Origin of the sequence: Chromobacterium rhizoryzae, assembly GCF_020544465.1 — a bacterium.
GTDB lineage: Bacteria > Pseudomonadota > Gammaproteobacteria > Burkholderiales > Chromobacteriaceae > Chromobacterium.
Genome location: NZ_CP066126.1, coordinates 2,443,474 through 2,461,848 on the forward strand (window position 1 = coordinate 2,443,474; position 18,375 = coordinate 2,461,848).

General features: G+C 59.9%; 14 protein-coding genes. 4 read left to right on the plus strand and 10 right to left on the minus strand.

Going from position 1 to position 18,375, the window contains the following annotated elements:
- Positions 1-19: 19 nt before the first annotated feature.
- From JC616_RS11115 to JC616_RS11150, 8 genes are read right to left on the minus strand one after another with little or no spacing between them, the layout of a single operon-like run.
- Positions 20-955 carry a DUF6708 domain-containing protein gene (locus tag JC616_RS11115; protein ID WP_227108276.1) on the minus strand — a complete coding sequence of 312 codons (936 nt, stop codon included), beginning with the start codon at positions 953-955 and terminating at the stop codon, positions 20-22.
- A 42-nt stretch (positions 956-997) separates the two neighbouring features.
- The gene (locus JC616_RS11120; protein ID WP_227108278.1) at positions 998-1,756 is read right to left on the minus strand and encodes a putative type VI secretion system effector; all 759 of its coding nucleotides are present in this window, start codon (positions 1,754-1,756) and stop codon (positions 998-1,000) included.
- Positions 1,757-1,765: 9 nt separating this feature from the next.
- Positions 1,766-2,515, minus strand: coding sequence for a putative type VI secretion system effector (locus JC616_RS11125; protein WP_227108280.1), 750 nt, complete (start codon positions 2,513-2,515; stop codon positions 1,766-1,768).
- A gap of 16 nt (positions 2,516-2,531) precedes the next feature.
- Entirely contained in the window at positions 2,532-3,245 is a 714-nt protein-coding gene (locus tag JC616_RS11130) for a putative type VI secretion system effector (RefSeq protein WP_227108282.1), read from the minus strand.
- A 58-nt stretch (positions 3,246-3,303) separates the two neighbouring features.
- Positions 3,304-4,053, minus strand: coding sequence for a putative type VI secretion system effector (locus JC616_RS11135; RefSeq protein WP_227108284.1), 750 nt, complete (start codon positions 4,051-4,053; stop codon positions 3,304-3,306).
- 9 nt (positions 4,054-4,062) lie between these two features.
- Entirely contained in the window at positions 4,063-6,954 is a 2,892-nt protein-coding gene (locus tag JC616_RS11140; protein WP_227108286.1) for a T6SS effector BTH_I2691 family protein, read from the minus strand.
- A gap of 46 nt (positions 6,955-7,000) precedes the next feature.
- Positions 7,001-7,912 (minus strand): DUF4123 domain-containing protein, encoded by a 912-nt coding sequence (locus JC616_RS11145; RefSeq protein ID WP_227108288.1) that lies wholly within the window; start codon positions 7,910-7,912, stop codon positions 7,001-7,003.
- A 3-nt stretch (positions 7,913-7,915) separates the two neighbouring features.
- The gene (locus JC616_RS11150; protein ID WP_227108290.1) at positions 7,916-10,525 is read right to left on the minus strand and encodes a type VI secretion system Vgr family protein; all 2,610 of its coding nucleotides are present in this window, start codon (positions 10,523-10,525) and stop codon (positions 7,916-7,918) included.
- A 368-nt stretch (positions 10,526-10,893) separates the two neighbouring features.
- On the opposite strand from JC616_RS11150, the gene yedE reads away from it, so the two are divergent.
- The 3 genes from yedE (at position 10,894) to JC616_RS11165 (ending at position 14,015) form a co-directional block, all read left to right on the plus strand.
- The gene (yedE, locus tag JC616_RS11155; protein WP_227108292.1) at positions 10,894-12,105 is read left to right on the plus strand and encodes a selenium metabolism membrane protein YedE/FdhT; all 1,212 of its coding nucleotides are present in this window, start codon (positions 10,894-10,896) and stop codon (positions 12,103-12,105) included.
- Positions 12,102-12,341 (plus strand): sulfurtransferase-like selenium metabolism protein YedF, encoded by a 240-nt coding sequence (yedF, locus tag JC616_RS11160; protein WP_019100738.1) that lies wholly within the window; start codon positions 12,102-12,104, stop codon positions 12,339-12,341. Before yedE ends, yedF begins: the two co-directional genes overlap by 4 nt.
- A gap of 138 nt (positions 12,342-12,479) precedes the next feature.
- Positions 12,480-14,015: a DUF3472 domain-containing protein gene (locus JC616_RS11165; RefSeq protein ID WP_227108295.1), complete on the plus strand. Its 1,536-nt coding sequence runs from the start codon at positions 12,480-12,482 to the stop codon at positions 14,013-14,015.
- A 164-nt stretch (positions 14,016-14,179) separates the two neighbouring features.
- On the opposite strand, the gene JC616_RS11170 is transcribed toward JC616_RS11165, so the two are convergent.
- Positions 14,180-15,217 carry a patatin-like phospholipase family protein gene (locus JC616_RS11170; RefSeq protein WP_158274259.1) on the minus strand — a complete coding sequence of 346 codons (1,038 nt, stop codon included), beginning with the start codon at positions 15,215-15,217 and terminating at the stop codon, positions 14,180-14,182.
- A 73-nt stretch (positions 15,218-15,290) separates the two neighbouring features.
- A complete protein-coding gene (pbpC, locus tag JC616_RS11175; RefSeq protein WP_227108297.1) occupies positions 15,291-17,543 on the minus strand; it encodes a penicillin-binding protein 1C in 2,253 nt (750 codons plus the stop codon).
- Between the two features lie 248 nt (positions 17,544-17,791).
- Between pbpC and JC616_RS11180 the strand changes: the two genes are divergently transcribed.
- Entirely contained in the window at positions 17,792-18,319 is a 528-nt protein-coding gene (locus tag JC616_RS11180; RefSeq protein WP_227108299.1) for an inclusion body family protein, read from the plus strand.
- Positions 18,320-18,375 lie beyond the last annotated feature (56 nt).

Sequence of the window (18,375 nt, forward strand, 5' to 3'; positions counted from 1 at the left end):
CAATAAAGCTTTTCTATTTTTATGGGTTCATTGAGGCGTCACGAGAGTATGGATCGTCTGGCGCAACTTGGCATTGCTCGTCCACATTGGCTGGCCAGGCAGGAACCTGGCTGGTACGCATGGCAAGCCATCGGCCGGGATAGCAGATTAAATAAATCAGCAAAAAGGCCAACCTCATTGACCACGGCATGGCGCTTACATAAAAAGCGGTGCGCTGCAGGCCAAACCAGAACGGTTCTCTCTGGTCTGCAATCGGCAGGCAAGCCTTGACTTCCTGGATGACGCTGGTCGGGCCTTCTTCCATATAGCGGCGGATGAACTCCCAATGCTGTTTCAGCAGCTCCCGGTCTTTCGCCCCTACCGCCAACTCTGAGAAGGCGAAAGTGGCGGACACCTTGCCTTCCGCATCCAGCTTGTGGCCCTGAATCTCCCAGGTATTGCTTTTGCCTAGGCCCAAGCAAAAAAAGCTGTGGTCCCAGTCAAACTCCACGATCTTTCCCCCAGGCTGAAACGCGAATATTTTTCTAGATTTCCTGTTTAGACGGATCGGGTAGTGGGTCAGCGCGAAGGCCTCTTTTCTTAACAGCCAGATCAAGATGCTGCCTATCAAGCCGGGGCCGAACAGCAGTAGCAATACCGTCTGGGTCCAGGCTTGTTGCGGGGAATAATAGGGGCTGGAATTGGCGCCGATGGCAATCAGGATGAAATCCAGCGCGATAGTGGCGCAGCCTATGGGAACGATGTAGAAGATGGCCAGCAGCACGCTGCTCATCACGCCCTTCCAGCGGAAATACTTGTCAACCAGCTCTAGATAAGTGCTGTTTATCTTGATCACGGCCAACTGATAAGCCAGCGGCAAATCCAGCTTTTGGTGAATATCCAGACCGTGCTCTTGCTCCAACCGGGTCAAGGGACGGTTGATGGTGTATTTTTGATATAAGCCGGTATATTCCATGGCGGTGAGAGTGTAATGGACGGCATGCCGTCCAGATTGGATTCAGTAGTTGAAGTACATCACGCCGAACGCACCAGGGTCGCCGGGTTTGCGTTTGGTTTTTTTGGGAAGGTCGATGTTGTCAGGGTCAGGCAATCCCATGGTTTTGAATACTTGTGTGGCCGCATTGACAAACATCATGAATCTTTTCCCGGTTACGAAAAAATATAGTCCAAATAAAGTGTAGAAAAATATGCAGGTGTATATGTAGTCAAGGCCAAAAAATAGTTTAATTAAATCGTAATTGGTGAAAATATTTACGATAAAAATAAATGCGGGAAATAATAAAAGCAACATGAAAGATACGGAAAGCGCCCACCATTTTATAATGTTTTTTATATGTGCTTTTTTTCCTCTAGAACAATGTGGGTAGAGTGCAATCATTCTATCCGTTGGTCGTAATATTGCTACAATCTCAAAATAACCCTCTTGTTGCGTTCCTATAACTTCCACTTCATCGCCCGCTTGAAATGGGCTAAACCAGACCCAGCCTTTCGCCGACTTGCCATCGACTTTCATTTCAACGTAGTCAGCCTCTTCGCGTAAATTTGCTGCATCTCTAGCCGTGCTTGCAGCCATGCCAGCAGCTCCGGCTAGTGCTCCTGCTATGGCGGCTAAGCCCATGATGCTGCGATCATGGTCGGTAAAAAAGAAATTGGCAAGTTCTCTGGTTTTTTTGTAGTGCGAGATTTTTCCGCTGATTTTGCTTAGCTTCATCGTTGATGAGGTGGGTACTAAGCTGCTAGGTGGTGACATCGCCATGCGGGGGGCTCAATAGTTAAAATACATCACGCCAAATGCACCTGGATCGCCAGGCTTGCGTTTTGTAAGTTTGGGTAAGTTGATGTTGTCAGGCTCTTGTAAACCTAATGCTTCAAAAACTTGAGTAGCAGCATGTACATACATCATGAATTTCTTACCGTTTACAAATGCAAAGGTTCCCGTCAGTAGACTTATCCCGATGGTAAAGTATGGGAAAGCTGTTGTGGATACGAAGTAGTCCATGCCATCGTTGGCAAGGGCTGCTATGGCAATATCAAAAACGATTGCAAAAATAATTGCCGCTAAGGTAATGAAAAACCACCATTTTATAATATTTCTTATATGAGCATTTTTTCCTCTTGAGCAGTGAGGGTAAAGTGCTATAGTCCTATCTTTTGTTCGGACTATTGCAATAAGTTCAAAGTAATCGTGCCGTTGATTTCCAATAACTTCAACCTCATCTCCATCTTGGAATGGGCTAAACCAAACCCACCCTTTAGCTAGTTGTCCATTAATTTCCATCTCAACATAGTCGGCTTGCTCGCGTAAGTTGCTTGCATCCCTAGCGGTGCTGGCGGCCATGCCGGCAGCGCCAGCCAGAGCACCCGCAATGGCTGACAGGCCCATGATGTTGCGGTCGTGGTCAGTAAAAAAGAAGTTGGCCATTTCTCGTGTTTTTTTGTAACGGGAAATTTTGCCGCTGATTTTGCTTAGCTCTATCGTTGATGGAGTGGGCGTTAAGCTGCTAGGTGGTGACATCACCATATCGGGAGACTTAATAGTTGAAATACATCACGCCAAATGCACCTGGATCGCCAGGCTTGCGTTTTGTGCGTTTGGGTAGGTCAATATTGTTGGGGTCTGGCAATCCTAATGCTTTAAAAATCTGTGTAGCCGCGTGCACATACATCATGAATTTTCTTCCAGTGACGAGCGAGTAGGTTCCAAATAGTAAGTACGCAAATATGGATGCGTAAAAATATTCTACGCCTAAAAAGCCAAGTATTTTTTCTTTTCCCCGGATAACTTCAAATATAGTCAGCAATGCTGGAGTAAATATGGCCACCAAAAATGTTGTTGCCATGAGCCACCATTTTATGATAGTGGTGATGTGGGCATTTTTGCCTCGGGAACAGTGAGGGTATAGGGCGATGGTGCGATCTTGAGGTCTCGCAATGGCGATGATTTCAAAGTAATCCCCTTGAAATGTCCCGATTAGCTCTACGTCGTCACCATCTTTAAATGGGCTGAACCATACCCAGCCTTTGGCGGGCAGTCCATTAATTTCCATCTCAATATAGTCGGCTTGCTCGCGTAAGTTGCTCGCATCCCTAGCGGTGTTAGCTGCCATACCGGCAGCGCCTGCCAGAGCCCCTGCAATAGCTGACAGGCCCATGATGTTGCGGTCGCGGTCAGTAAAAAAGAAGTTGGCCACTTCTCGTGTTTTTTTGTAACGGGAAATTTTGCCGCTGATTTTGCTTAGTGTCATGCTAGCTATGTTGGGGGCTAAGCTGATCGAACGAAATATGGCCATAGTGGAATCGGGCTTAGTAGTTGAAGTACATTACGCCGAATGCACCGGGGTCACCTGGTTTGCGTTTTGTGAATTTTGGTAGATTGACATTGTCAGGTTCATTTAAATTTAAAACTTTGAAAACTTGAGTTGCAGCATTGACATACATCATAAATTTTTTCCCATTAACAAAGGAAAAGGCGCCAGAAAGAGTGTACATTGCAGCGCACATATAAAGATAATTGCTATCTTGAAAAAGGTATGGTCCACTTTCTCCGGATATTAGATGGTAGAGCAAGATGATTAATGGGAAAATTATAAATACATAAATGGACATGCCTCCAAGCCACCATTTTATAATATTCTTGATGTGAGCATTTTTGCCGCGAGAGCAATGAGGGTAGAGAGAAATGACCCTGTCTTTTGGCCGGGCGATAGCGATGATTTCAAAATGGTCATCTTGCTGAGTTCCAATAAGTTCAACTTCATCACCATTTTGAAATGGACTAAACCAAACCCAACCTTTGGCAGGTTGTCCATTGATCTCCATCTCGACATAGTCAGCCTGCTCGCGTAAGTTAGCTGCATCTCTAGCGGTACTTGCCGCAACGCCGGCTGCGCCAGCTAGTGCCCCAGCAATGGCTGACAGGCCCATGATGTTGCGGTCACGATCAGTAAAGAAAAAATTGGCCATCTCTCGCGTTTTTTTGTAGCGGGAAATTTTGCCGCTGATTTTGCTTAGCTCGCTGGAGGGAGCGCGACTAACAGTGCTATTTACAATCATAAAAAATCCTCAAACTTGCTCAGCCGCCTTGGGCTTGGTAAATATTTTTTCAAGCGATTGATTCAGGTCTTTTATGTCTCTGGGGGCTTTCGAGTTTTTGTTATCTTTTCCAAATGGGGTTTGGCTGATCCAAATCTGTAAATCATCATCTTCTAGAGCCCAAATTACACCTTGTAGAACAAATATGGTTAAGCTGACCCAGCTGCCAACTGTCATGAAAACAAGGCGAGTAGCTAGTATTGCTGTTGAGCGTGCTCCCAGTGCGGCAGCGGTCTCTGCCACAACTACATTGCTGCTTACCCTCAAAATGATTGGTGCTGCATAGGTAAACGTTGAGAGCCCTGCCATTCCTAAGGCGACTCCTCCTGCCATCGCTTTTACCCCATATAAACCTGCAATTAAGCTTTGTCCTTTCTGTGAGGCTTGGTTGGCACTGCCAATATCTTGATAAACCCCAATTCCATTCGACGCCGCCATCAACAAACCGCCCATCAGTTTTAGGCGCTGTATGCTGCGGGCTTGCTCGCCGCCCTGCATGACCTTGCTCAGTGGCAGGCTCATGATATCGATGGCCTGGGCAGTCAAGGCCAGGCCGGAGGCGGCCAGGCTGGCGTAGACCGCGCCGTCCTTCTCGTTTTGCAGCAGCAAACGTCCCAGGTAGACCCCTTCTATCATCATCACGAGCAGAGTCAGGCGGGCGTCCTTGACCACGGACAGATGGTCTTTGGGCTTGTCCACCCGTAGCTTATCGTAGGCCTTTTGCAGTTTGGCTCCCTGAGTCCGGCGGTATTCCGCCTCTTTGCGCAATGCTTTTTGCAAGCGTTTGTTCTTGGTGCGCTGGCTTGGCTCTTTTTTCTTGTTGATATCCGCGCGTTGGCGGAAATCCGCATATTCGGCGGCCACCAAGGCCTTGATGTCGGCGGTGCTGACCAGCGCGCGGCAAGCCAACACCATTTGCAGCAGCTTTTCGCCCAGATAGATCTCGGCCTTGTCCAGTTTTAGGGCGGCGCCGGCGCGGCCGGCGGCTGGAGCGAAGGCCTTGATGATGGCGTTGCCGGCGGTAACGATCACATGGTCTATCTGCCCGGTGCGCGCGGTTTTGAGGCTGACGCCGAAGACGGTGTCGCCCTGCGGGCTGGCCGCGGCGATATTGGCCTGGTACAAGGCGGAGTTTTCCTTGTACATGTCCAGCAGCTTCTGGAAATAGTTCTTGGTGGTTTCTATGGTGCGCACTGCCGCATCGCTGTACGGCGTGTCCTGATTCTGCTTGGCGTCCTTCAGCGCGGTTTTCAGCTCGGTTTCTATTTTCTTCTGATTGAGCGCCAGCGCGCGGTAAAGCACATTGTTGCGCGCTATCGCCACGTCCTTGGCCCAGGCGTCCAGCTTGGCCTGGCCGCTGACGGTGACGTTGATGCCGCTGATGGCGTGGCCGATGACGGCTTCGAACTCGATGCCGTCCTTGGGATCGGCGTCGTGGTAGTCCTCCAAGGTGTCCAGGAACAAAGGCGCTTGCAGCCAGCGCAGCAAGGCGCCCACGGTTTTGTTCTGGCGCGCGCCGATGGCGGCGTCCAGCTCGTTTTGGAATTTCTGGAAGTTGGACAGGCGGTCCGGGTCGATTTTCTTGCGGTATTTGGGCCAACTGCGGTCGCCGGCCTGTTCGATGTTGTTGTCGTAGTTTTCGCCGCGTTTGGCGCGGAAGGCGGCCACCTTGGCCTTGAGCGCGGCGATCTGCTGGCTGCGTTGCGGTTCCGGGACGCGGCGCAGGTCGATGGCGTCCAGCTCATTGGGCGCGATAGAGGCCGGGATTTGCCAGCCGGCCCATTGGTCTAGCAGGTCGCACACTTCCAGGCGCTGGCGTTTCAGCACCGGGTCTTGCAGCTTGGCGATGGCGGCGCGGCGTTGGGCCATGACGGCAGGGTTGTACCAGGTGGCGGTATCGCGCCGCATCATGTCGTCCTGGAACTTCTCCTGTCCTTCCTGGGCCTGGGCGCTCAGCGATTTCCGGATGTTTTCCAATGCCTGGATTGCGTGCAATTGGAAGCTGCGCTCCTCGGCGAACAGCAGCGCCAGGCCGGCGCTGTCGTTGACGTATCCGTTAAGCTCCTGGGCGGTGCCGATGGCGTCCCACAGCGCCAGGATGTGCGGGGTGTTGTTGCCGCCGCTTTTCTTGGCGCGGGCCTGCATGAATTGCAGGCTTTCTTCGGCCTTGCCTCGGCGTGCGTGGATGGGGTAGCGCGCGTAGTTTTTGTCCACCCGGGCCTTGTCGTAGCTGCCGTCCTCCTTGCTGAAGGCGTCGGTCTTGGGGTCGTAGGCCAGCTGGGCGGGCTGGTAGCCGGGATGGTATTCCATCACCGCTTCGATCGCGGCCTTGCTGGCGGTGGTGCCGTGGGCGTTGGAGCTGCCGGCGGCCATGGCCTTGGGGTCTATGGCCTGCATGCGGGCGGCGCGCAACTTGGCGTCCTGAGCATAGCGCCGCAGTGTCAGGTCGCCCCATTTGTATTCGCTGAAGGCGATCCAGGCCGGGCCGCATTTTTCCGGCTGTTCGATGATCAGGTGGTGCAGCCGGCTATTGCTGTGGCCGGCGGTGTTGCAAACCACGCTTTTCCCAGCCGCTTGCGCGGCCTTGGGCGAGGGCTGTTTCAGCAGGACGCCGTCTTCGGTGACGCTATAGCATTCCCATAGATTGGAGCCGCGCGCGTGCTTGGCATAAAACAGGTAGACGAAGCCGGCGCGTAGGGTGCGCAGCGCGTAATGGAAGTCCGCGTCCAGCGCGATGTCTTTGACTTTATCGGCACAGGCCCAGGCGGGCAGGGCGGCTTTCACCGTTTTGGGCACCGGCGCGTAGCGTACCGGCATGATGGGCAGGCCGCTGGCCTGACAGGCTTTACACAGTTGGCTCATGATTTGCTGTGGTCCGGGTGTATGAGGTGCGTCATGTCGGCCGCGCTCAGGCGCTGGCGGCGATGGCCGCCCAGTCCGCTTCGCTGAGCGAATCCGTCAGCCCGCTGTAGAAATCATCCGCTTCGCGCCCCGCCAGCAGCGCTTGCACGCGGGGGTGCAGATAGAAGCGGGGGTGCACGGTGACGGCGTGCAGGGCGAAGCGGGACAAGTCTTCCTCGTCGTCAAAGCCCAGCGCGCCGGCATGGCGCAAGGCGGAGAACGCGTGCAGGCGCGCGGTTTCCAGCGTGCCCGCGTCGCATTCCGGCGCGTGCTCGCGCCACGCCAGCAGCGCGCGGTTGAGCGGGCCGATGCGGGCGATGTCTTCCCACAAGCCGGGCTCCCAGCGCGAGAGCGGCCGCGCCGCGCCTGTCGCGGGTGGCGTCGGCTCCAGACAGGTGAGTTCGCCGGCCGGGTTCAATAGCCACCAGCGGCTGACCGAGCCCAACAGGCCGCGCTGCTGCGCGGTGTTCAACAGCGGCCACAGCGCCCAGCTCACCGCCGGGTCGTGCAGGCGCAGCAGATGGGTCTCGCCATTGGGACTGCGGCGTATCATCTGGCGGCCAATATGGGCGGCGGCCAGTTTGGCGGAGCCGGTGATTTCCAGCCAGCCGGCCACGCGCCGGCCTTGCCCCAGCGCCAGCGCGTCCGGCTCGGCTTCCGCCAGCGCCTGAGCGATGCTGTCGGCCAGCGCTGGCGCGCCGGCGTTCAGCGGCAGCCAGGCCGGCTGGCGCGCTGGGTCCAGTTGCGGATGTTTCAGCGGCAGCAGCAGGCCTTGCTGCCGGGCTTGTTCGTTCAGTTCGGCTTCGGCGCCCGCCAGCGGGCGGCTGGGCGCGTCCAGGGCCAGCAGCAGTTGCGCGCCGGCCTGTTGGCGGGCTTGCAGCTGTTGCAGAATGGCGGCGTGTTTAGCGGATGCTTGCATGGCTCAGCCCAGGCGCACGGTGGCGGATTGGGTTGCGGCGGCGCTGTTCAGCGCTTGCTCGCAGCCTTTGTTGAATTTGGGCAAAGGCGCGTTCAGGCTGGTGGGGCCGCTGAGGTTATGGCTGGCGCCTTTCACCGTCACGGTGCCGGGGCAGTGCACTTCGATATCGCCGCCCTTGAGCCGGATGTAGCCGCCGCCGGCGGTGACCAGGATTTCCTCCTTGGCGGTGATGACGATGCGCTCCTTACAGGAGGTGATGGTGACGTCCTTGTCCGCGGTCACTTCGATAGTGTCGCTCTGCGCCTGCATCTGGATCTTGCCCTTGGCGGCGATCAGCTTCAGCGCGATCTTGTCTTGCAGGCCGGTGACGAACAGGCTGATTTTGTCGCCGACATTGTGGATCCAGCGCCGGCCCGAGGTTTGATTGGTGTCGCGCTGCGCCACCAGGTCCAGATTGGTTTCCGCGGCCAGGGTGAGGCTCTGTTGGCTCAGGCTGGCGATGCCGGCCGGCGCGGACAGAACCAGCAAGGGCTGGCGGCCGGAGATGTCCTGGCCGGTTTTGCCTTCTTTGTCGGTATTGGTTTCCGCCTCCCAGGCTTTCAGCGCCGCTTGCAGGTGCTGCAGGTGGCCGATCAACTGCTTGCCTTCCCGCTTATTGTCGTCGCCTATGCCTTCCGGCCCGGTTTCCATGGTGTCGGCCTGCTGGCTGGTGGCGGTTTCGCCCAGGCTTTGGCTCAGGGCCAAGGCCGCGTCCAGCTGGCTTTGCGCCTGTTCGCGTGCCAGTTGTTTGCCGGACGCGCCGTTCTGCGCTTCGGTGCTCAGCAGCAGGCCGTGGCCGGCGCGGATGGCGCCGTGGTTGTCGGTGCGCAGTTCGAAGCCATCACCGCGCGGCTCGGCCTTGCCGTTGCTGCGCGGCTGGGTGAGGAAGCCTTGGTTGAGTTGGGTTTTGCCCGGCTCGCTCGATAGCTTGGCGCGCACTTCGCCGGGGGTGTCGTCGAACAGCAGTTCGTTGTATTGGCCGCCCTGGTGTTCTTTGGACTTGATGCCGGACAGGGTTTTGTTGGCCGGCAAGGCGCCCGCGCCGCTGAAGTCCGGCGTCGGGTGGCTGCCGTTGTAGAGCACGCCGGTGATCACCGGGCGGTCGATATCGCCTTCGATGAAGTCGACCAGCACTTCCTGGCCGATGCGCGGGATGAATTGGTGGCCCCAGCCGGCGCCGGCGCTGGGCATCACCACCCGCAGCCAGCAGGAGGATTTGTCGTCCATCCCCGCGCCTATGCTCGGGTGTTCGTCCGGCCGCTGCCAGTGGAACTGCACCTTGATGCGGCCATGCTGGTCGGTGTGGACTTCTTCACCCTGGGGGCCGACCACGGTGGCGGTCTGCACGCCACGGGATTTGGGTTTGGCCAGTTCGGTATGGGCGTAGGCCGGGGTCAGCGGCACGCCGCGGCGCTGGGCGTCGAAGTCGGCGCGGAAGGGTTGGGCGTCCTCGGCTTTTGCCAGCGCTTTGAGGTCGGCCGGCAGGTTGTTGCGCGCGCTTAAAGCTTGGCGGGTGACGACGAATTCGCGCTGTTCGCTGCTGTCACCGTCGTGGGCCGGATGGTCGTCCAGGCGGAACCACTGGCCGGCGGCCAGGCCGCGCACGCTGCCGCCGCCGCTGAATTGCTTGGCGTTCAGGTCATGCGCTTGCTGGCGCAGCTGGGCGTAGTGGCTGAGCTGGTCGGCGTCGCCGGCGTAGTACAGCGATTGCGGGTCGTAGTCGTGCAAGGAGGATTGCAGCGCCTTGCCGTTCTGGCCCTGGTCGATGCGGCTGTCGTCGCCGCTGTGCTGGGTTTGCACCGGCTGGTAGTCGAAGCTGGCCAGCGCCACCGCGCCGGGGACGATCTGGCGCTGGGCGTTCCACTCGGTCAGGCCATCTTCGGCTTCGGTGGCGTCGCTGCGGTGGAAACGCACCCGCTCGGCGCCGGCCGGCGGCAGGCTGTAGGGATCGTCGAAGGCGACCAGTTGTACCTGGGGAACCTCGCCGTCGAGGTGATCGAAACGCCAGGCGTAACCCTCTTCATGCAGCAGGCGCACGATGAAGTCGTAATCGCTCTCGCGGTACTGCAGACAGTAGCTGCGCGGCGATGCCGGGCCAGTCTTGAAATCCTGAGCCTGGACGCGGGCGAACACCGGATTGGCCTGCTGATGCTCGCTCAGGATCTGCGTGACGATGTCCGGCACCGACTGATCCTGGAACACCCGCGAGCTGACGCGGTGACGCAGCAGCGCGAACGGCGGCTCTATGGTCAGCTGGTAGCGGCTGAAGCCGCCGTCCGAGCCCAGACACTCGGCCTTGGACACCACGCCGCAGCGCAGGCTCTCCGCGCCGGCGGCGCCCAGGATGCCGAGCCGGGCCGGCAGGCCGAGCAGGCTCTTGAGTTCGATCTTGCCATCCGGAGACAAACAGGTGAGCTGGTAGGCGTAAGACCGGGACACGCCTTCTTCGCCGGCCAAACTCAGCGGCAGCAATTGCTCGGCCGCCACGCTGCCGTCGCCCAGGCTGAGGGTGAGCAGGCGCTGGTCCTGGTTGAAGGCGGAGGCGAAGCTGGCGAGCAGGGTGCTTAAGTCCATGGGTTCAGGGCTCTATCTGGCGAAGGTTTGCGAGCAAGCGTTCAGGCGCCGTAGCGGCGGCATCGTGGCTTACGCGATAGCTGTTGATAGTTATTGTTAAAAAGCGAGCTTATTCTATGTGTTTTTACTGCTCCGCACAAAGGCTTTGATGCCAAAGGGATTTGGTTTTAATCAGTACCAGCCGGCAAGCCCGACGCGCGTCCGCCGTGCCGCGTCAGATCAAGTCCGGCCGGCTTTGGGTTTGCCTGCGATAGGCGGCGGGTGAGACAATCCGGCGCTGACATGGTTCACGCACTGTTCTACAATGCCAACCGTATATTTTTGACCCTGCCCGCGGGCAGGTTTTTTTATTGGGAGACGTCTGAGCCATGACTTGGCAGGATTTCAAGACGCAATACCTGGTGCGCTTCTGGGCGCCGGTGCCGGCGGTGATCGCCGCCGGGGTGTTGTCCGCATATTATTTCGGCATTACCGGCACTTTCTGGGCGGTGACCGGGGAGTTCACGCGCTGGGGCGGCCACGCCTTGCAGCTGTTTGGCTTCCATCCGGAAACCTGGGGCTATTTCAAGGTGATCCATCTTGAGGGCACGCCGCTGGACCGTGTGGACGGCATGATGATCATAGGCATGTTCGCCGGCTGTCTGTCCGCGGCCTTGTGGGCCAACAACGTCAAGCTGCGCATGCCGCATCATCGCGTCCGCATCGCGCAGGCGGTGCTGGGCGGCCTGATCGCCGGCTTTGGCGCGCGGCTGGCCATGGGCTGCAATCTGGCGGCCTTCTTCACCGGCATTCCGCAGTTTTCCCTGCATGCCTGGCTGTTTGCGCTGGCCACCGCGGCCGGTTCCTGGTTGGGCGCGCGCGTGACCATGCTGCCGGTGTTCCGCATTCCGGTGAAGCTGCAGAAGGTGAGCGCGCCGCAGCCCTTGCAGCAGCGCGAGGACCAGGCGCGGCGTCGTTTCCGCCTGGGCATGCTGATTTTCGTCGCCTTCACGCTGTGGGCGCTGGCCCGCACCTTCTCCATGCCCAAGCTGGGGCTGGCGGCCTTGTTCGGCCTGGCTTTCGGCCTGATCATCGAGCGCGCGCAAGTGTGCTTCACCTCGGCCTTCCGCGATCTGTGGCTGACCGGCCGCACCCAGATGGCCAAGGCCATCATCGCTGGCATGGCGGTGAGCGTGATTGGCGTGTACAGCTATGTGCAGCTGGGCGTGCCGCCCAAGATTCTGTGGGCCGGCCCCAATGCGGTGATAGGCGGGGTCTTGTTCGGCTTCGGCATCGTGCTGGCCGGCGGCTGCGAAACCGGCTGGATGTATCGCGCGGTGGAGGGCCAGGTGCATTACTGGTGGGTGGGGCTGGGCAATATCGTCGGCGCCACCTTGCTGGCGGCGTGGTGGGACGATATCGCGCCGGCGGTGGCCACTGATTACGCCAAGGTCAACCTGCTGGCGGTGTTTGGCCCGCAAGGCGGCCTGGTGCTCACTTACGCGATGTTGGCGCTGGCGATGCTGGCGGTGATGTGGTGGGAAAAACGCTTTTTCGCCAATAAGGCGCAGGCGGCTAGATTCAGCAAGGAGGCGGCATGAGCAAGCAGAGTTATACCCCAAATTACCGTTTGGACATGATGGGCGAGCCTTGCCCGTATCCGGCGGTGGCCACGCTGGAGGCGATGCCGCAGCTTCAGCCGGGCGAAATCCTGGAGGTGGTGACCGATTGCCCGCAGTCGATCAACAACATCCCGCTGGACGCCAAGAATCATGGCTACACCGTGCTGGAAATCCAGCAGGACGGCCCGACGATACGTTATCTGATCCAGCGTTGAGCCTGTGTAAATAGTGCCATTCCGCCGCAGGGGCGGAACCCGACGGCCTGTCGTTCACTCACTTATTAAGTGTTTTGGCGGCAGGCCGTTGTCGTATGCGGCCGGCCTTGGTTTCCCTTATTGAATAAAGGTGTTGCCATGTACTCATTCAGCCGCGGTCTCGCCCGCTTGGCTCTTGTCTGTGTTCCCATTGCGCCGGCGCTGGCCGGCACCGGGTCCGCCCATCTCAACTATCCCAATGTGTCCGCCGACATCCTGATGATGACGGTGAAGGTGTTGAACACGCATCAGCACACTTATTACGAGACCCTGGGTTGGAACGGCGGCCGCGATGCCGGCGGCTATACCGGCATTCAGAGCCACAACAACGGCGCGCCGGCCTATATCTTTTCAATCTGGGACCCGGTGTCGGTGCACGGCGTGCCGATACGCGCGGTGTACGCCAAGCCCGGCGCCAAGGTGGAGCGCTTTGGCGGAGAGGGCGAGGGGCTGAAGTATTTCGATTTGCAGACCAAGTGGACGCTGGGCCAGCCGGTAACGTCCCTGGTGCGCAATTGGCAGCAAAACGGCCACACTTACTTTGGCATGTGGACGCGGGACGCGGCCACGCGGATTTGGACCCATCACGCCACTTTCGATTTCCCGGCGGCCAATATCGACTTCGCCGCCCAGTCCGCCAACAGCTTCATCGAGAACTGGAGCGGCCAGGCCAAGGAGGTGACCCGCAGCGCCGAGTATTACGATGTCTGGGCGCGTGGCGCTCAGGGCTGGCAGGCGATCAATCGCGCCACGCCCACCGTCACGGAACTGACGCCGGCTCAGGCCAAGCAACACGCGGTGTCCGCGCAGGGCCGCTTTGTGATGCAGCAGGGCGCGCCGCTGGCCGGCTTCCAATCTCCGTTGATTTCCACCGCCCGGCGTCCGGCCGCGCCGGAAGCGGATCCGGCCAAGATCGATCAGTTGAACGCCGCTTACGACGCCGCCGCGCGCGCGGTGACGGCGAGCTGGCAAACCAGCCCCTATGGCGCGCCGCAGTTCAAATACCAGCTCAGCGTCAGCGACGCGGCCAGCGGCAAGATCCTGGCGCAGGGCGGCGAAATCGCCGGCGAGCGCCGCGCGGCCAGCTTGAAGCTGCCAGCGGGAACGCCGACGCCGGCCAAGCTGCAAGTGAATCTGACCGTGACCGACGTGCTGGACCGCAGCGACGCGCGCGCCGGCAAGCTGATAGACAGCAGTGCCGTCGGGCCGCAGGCGGGCAAGTCTTACCGGCTGCAGTCCCTGAGCAGCGGGCTGTGGCTGACGGTCAAGGACAATAGCGCGTCCGCCGGCGCGGCCGTCGTTCAGCAGGCCGCCGCAGGGCAAAACCAGGTGTGGCAGCTGGCCGCCAGCGGCGACGGTTATCAATTGGTCGCCGCGCATTCCCGGCAGTGTCTGGACGTGGAGGGCGGCGCCAAGCAGGACGGCGGCAAGCTGATTCAGTGGCCGTGCAGCGGCCAGGCCAATCAGCGCTTCAGCCTGAAGGCGGACGGAGCCGGCACGTACAGCCTGGTGGGCGCGCAGGCCGGCAAATGCCTGGACGTGGCCAATGCCTCGTCCCTGGCCGGCCAGCAACTGATTCAATGGAGCTGCCACGGCGGAGCGAATCAGCGCTGGCGTTTGCTGGCCGCGGAGTGAGCGTAGCCCGCGCCGTCAGGCGCGGGCGGCTGTTACGATCTGCTGCGCTGCGGCGATACGGCGTTGAAAACACCTTCGAAATGCTCATGTACCGCTTGACCATTCCGCTTTCTCAGCCGTTTTCGCCTTGTCTCGCGCTTGCTCGCGAGTCTTTGAGCCGCTTCTTAGCTTTCGCAGCTGGCGAGGAAGGCGCGGGTGGCGGCGGCGCCGGCCTGGAATAGCCGCTGATACTTGTCGTCGCCGGTCTTGATATTGAAGTCCGTGGCCAAGACACCTTCGGTGGGGATATTGATGCTGCGCGCCTGATCCCGCGGCGAATACTGATAGTTCAGGTTTTGCGCTTGCCAGGCGCTCTGGGCGATGTTCTGGATGTGCTGGATCAGGTTGGCGTCCGATGACGGCTTGCCCGGCGGCGCGTCGAAACGGGCGCCGAAGGTTTTCTCCTCCTCCTCATCTTCTCCCTGCTTGGGCTTTGCTGGGTACTTGTCGTCGAAGAAGTTGATCGGGTAGTTCCAGATGGTGCCGCCGTCGACGAATACGCCGGCTGGCTGGCCGGGGTAGCTGAAGTTTTGCGCTTCGAAGAAGAAGGGGATGGACATGGAGATGCGCACCGCCTCGGCCACTTCCACGTCCGGCGTCAGCTCGGCGGAGAATATTCTGGCCTGATGGGCGTTGGCGTCGCAGCCTATCACGTGGAGCTGGCGGAAGGGCTGGTCGTTTTTGTGCAGCGCCGGCTTGGCGAAGTCGGCGAAGGTGTATTTCTTGTCCGGCCGGCCGTCCTTGAACTGGCTGGCGACCACGCCTTTCAGCCAGTGGTAGAAGTAGTCGCTGGAATACCAGCCTTTCTTGTTGAACAGGCGCAGCAGGCAGATGAAGTCTTCGAGCGAGACGTTTTTGGCGTGCGGCTGCAAGGCCAGCTGGGCCTGAAAGGCCTTGTGCGCGGCCTGCAGTTGCGGCGTGGCCGGCTCAGCCGCTTTTTGCGGGATCTTGCTGTAGTCGAGGGAGTCGGACAGTTCCTGGGTCTTGGCCGCGCTGAGGCGGAAACTGATCAGCATGGAGGAGATGGCGCCGGCGGAGGCGCCGACCACGCGCTGGATCTGCGCCAGCGCGCCGGCCCGCTCCAGTTCCTCCAACATGCCCAGGTAGGCGATGCCCCAGACGCCGCCGCCGGACAGCGCCAGGTTTTCGAATGAATATTTCATATGCCGCTCCTTGTCGTTGAAATGGGAATGACTCGCCATTTATGTGTACGGCATGGCGCGGCGTTTGCCGCTATTAGTTGACGCGGGGCCCGGGCTTGCCGGCCTTTCGGCCAGGTGTGGCCACCGCGCCGCGTACTTCGAAACGGATTTTCTCCACCACCAGGCCCTTGGCGTCACGCAGTTCCAAGGCGTGGCGGCCGGGCCAGGGGAACCAGGCCAGACTGGCGCCGGCGCCCAGGCGCTTGCCGTTCAGCCACCATTGCGGGCGGGCCACGCCGCGCGCGCGCAATAACAGGCGCTGGTTGGCCGGCGGAATGTCCGGGTCCAGCGCGTAGACGCTGCCGTCCACCGGCGCGGCGATGCCCGGCGTCTGGCTGGCGGCGCTGCCGCGCTCCGGTACGATCAGCGCGCGTTCGGTGCCGGCCAGGAACCATTCGCGGCGGCTGGCTTCCACATCTCCTTCATAGCGCACGTTCTGGCTCACCACGCCGGCCGGCGGGGATGGCGGCAGCGAGGCCGGCGCGCCTTGCTGCGCGCGGTCCAGCACCGCCTGCCACACCGGCGCCGCGCCGTGCATGCCGGATACGTCCCACATCGGCTCGCCGGCGGCGTTGCCCACCCATACCGCCACCGTGCGCTGGCGCGAGAAGCCCACCGCCCAGTTGTCGCGCATGTCCTTGCTGGTGCCGGTTTTCACTGCGCTCCAGTAACGGGTGGACAGCGCGCTTTCCAGGCCGAAGGTGCGCGCGCGCGCGGTGCGGTCGGACAGGATGTCGGCGATGATGAAGCTGCTGGCGGCGTCCAGCTGCCGCTGCGGCTTGGGCTTGGGGTCCGCCAGCGTCCAGCGGGTCGGGCTGGCCAGGCCCTGGTTGGCCAGGGTGCGGTAGGCGTTGGCCAGCTCCAGCAGGCGGATGTCGGCGGCGCCCAGCGCCAGGCTGAAGCCGTAATAGTCGCCGTCCTGCTGCAGGCTGCTCAGGCCCAGCCGGTACAGGCGGTCGCGCAGCGCGTTGGGGCCCACCATTTCGATGGCGCGCACCGCCGGCACATTGAGGGAGGAGGCCAGCGCGGTGCGCGCCGACACCAGGCCCTTGAAGTCCTTGGCGTAGTTTTGCGGCGCGTACAAGCCGGCGCCGGTTTGCAGGCTTAGCGGGCTGTCGTCGAGCAGGGAGGCGGCGCTCAGGTAGCGTCGCTCCAGCGCCAGCTGATAGAGGAAGGGCTTGAGGGTGGAGCCGGCCTGGCGCAGCGAGGTGACGCCGTCCACTTCGGCGGCATTGGACAGGCCGCGGCCGCTGGAGCCCACCCAGGCCAGGATGTCGCCGCTGGCGTTGTCCAAGACCACCAGCGCGCCGTCCTGCACATTGCGCTGAGCCAGCGCGGCCAGATGGCGGCGCAATACCGAGGCGGCGTAGCGCTGTAGGCCCAGGTCCAGCGTGGAGGCGATGCGGCTGCCGGCCGTCAAGGGCTGGCGCTGCAGCAGCTTTTGGGCGAAGTGGGGCGCGTCCTGCTCCGCCAGCGGATTGGCGGCGCGGCTCTGCGCCAGCGCCTGGCGAGTGCGCACCGCCAGCGCCGCGCAATTGGGCTGGCGGCGCATGTTCTGCAGAATGCGGCAGGCGCGGGCGGCCACTTTGTCCGGCGCGGCGTTGGGCGCGCGGATCAGCGCCACCGCGATGGCGGACTCTTCCAGATTGAGGCCGGCCGGCAGTTTGCCGAACAAGGTGGCGGACAAGGCGGACAGGCCCACCAGCTCGCCGCGGAAGCCGACCAGATTGAGATAGGCCTCCAGGATCTGCGCCTTGCTCCAGTGGGTTTCCAGCCAGGCGGCGGACCAGCCCTGGCCCATCTTCTGCCACAGGCTGCGGCCGTTGCGGCCCACCTTGAGATCATTGTCCAGCAGGCCGGCCAGCTGCATGGTCAGCGTGGACGCGCCGCGGGTGCGGGTGTTCCACAGATTGCCCCAGGCCGCGGCGGCCACGCCGGACCAGTCCACGCCGCTGTGCTGATAGAAGCGCCGGTCTTCCGACACCACCAGCGCGTGGCGGAAGGCCGGCGAGGTATCGGCCAGGCCCGCCCAGTCCAGCCGTCGGCCTTGCTTGTCCACCCGCAGCCGCTGCAGCGGCTGGCCGTTGCGGTCCAGCACCACCACGTCCGACGGCCGCCATTCGGCCTTGACCTGCTGAAAACTGGGCTGGGCCAGCGCCGGCGCGGCGGCGGCGCACAGAATCAGCGCGGCCAGCCACTTCCCTCCCTTTATGGAGGTTTGCTTCCAAAGGCAGGCTTGGCGTGGAGGTTTAGAGCGCAGCAGTCGAAGAGGGAGGATGCGCGTCATGTGCGAGACCGAGTTTGTGGCTGAGTGGATGGCATGAAAGTGGAGCATGCATTGCATGTGGCCTTTACGGCAAATGATTTTGATTGTGATATTACGTAATAAAACATTTTAATATGCAATTAACTCTATCTGTATGTTGTCAATTAGGTATTTGCACTAGGTTCTATTCTCTTGATCCTGTCGTATCAATAAATGGCCTTGGGGCGAAGCGGCCTCTCCTAATTAATGATCTACATGTGGAGGAAAGAATGAGCAATATTGTCAACATTGAAATGGTGTTCGATACGCAAACCATTCTCAACAAGTATCCTGGCCCAAGCCAAAACTCTGGCCAGCCAACCGGCATCGCCCATAAAGATGTTTACATGGTGGCGGAGAGCCGCTTTGTAACAGGCGGACAAGCTTCCGCTGATTTGGCGGTGAAGGCCGAGGTGGATGACGTGATCCGGTGGCGCGCACTGTCTTTGTCTTCAAACGTCAGCCAAAGCGTTATCGTTTACAAAATTCAAAAATTCTCCGGCAGTCAGGTGACCTCCATCCCGGTTCCGACCGAGTCCAGACCTTGGGTGCCCATTCCCAATCAGAATGCGGACAAAGTGGTGGACCCGCTGAATTATACGGCGCAACAAATTCCAAACTACTATCTTGGCTGCAACGTAACGGATACGGGCACTGAAAATTATCAGGTTTGGTTCTATATCACCGAGCAAGTAAGCGGCAATCAAGTTAAAACGCTTGGTTATTTCTATTGGGATCCCGTTATTCAGGTTTCTTGAACTATCAGATTTCATTGAAACCGAAGTGCCGGCAAACTGTTCAGCTTGCCGGCACT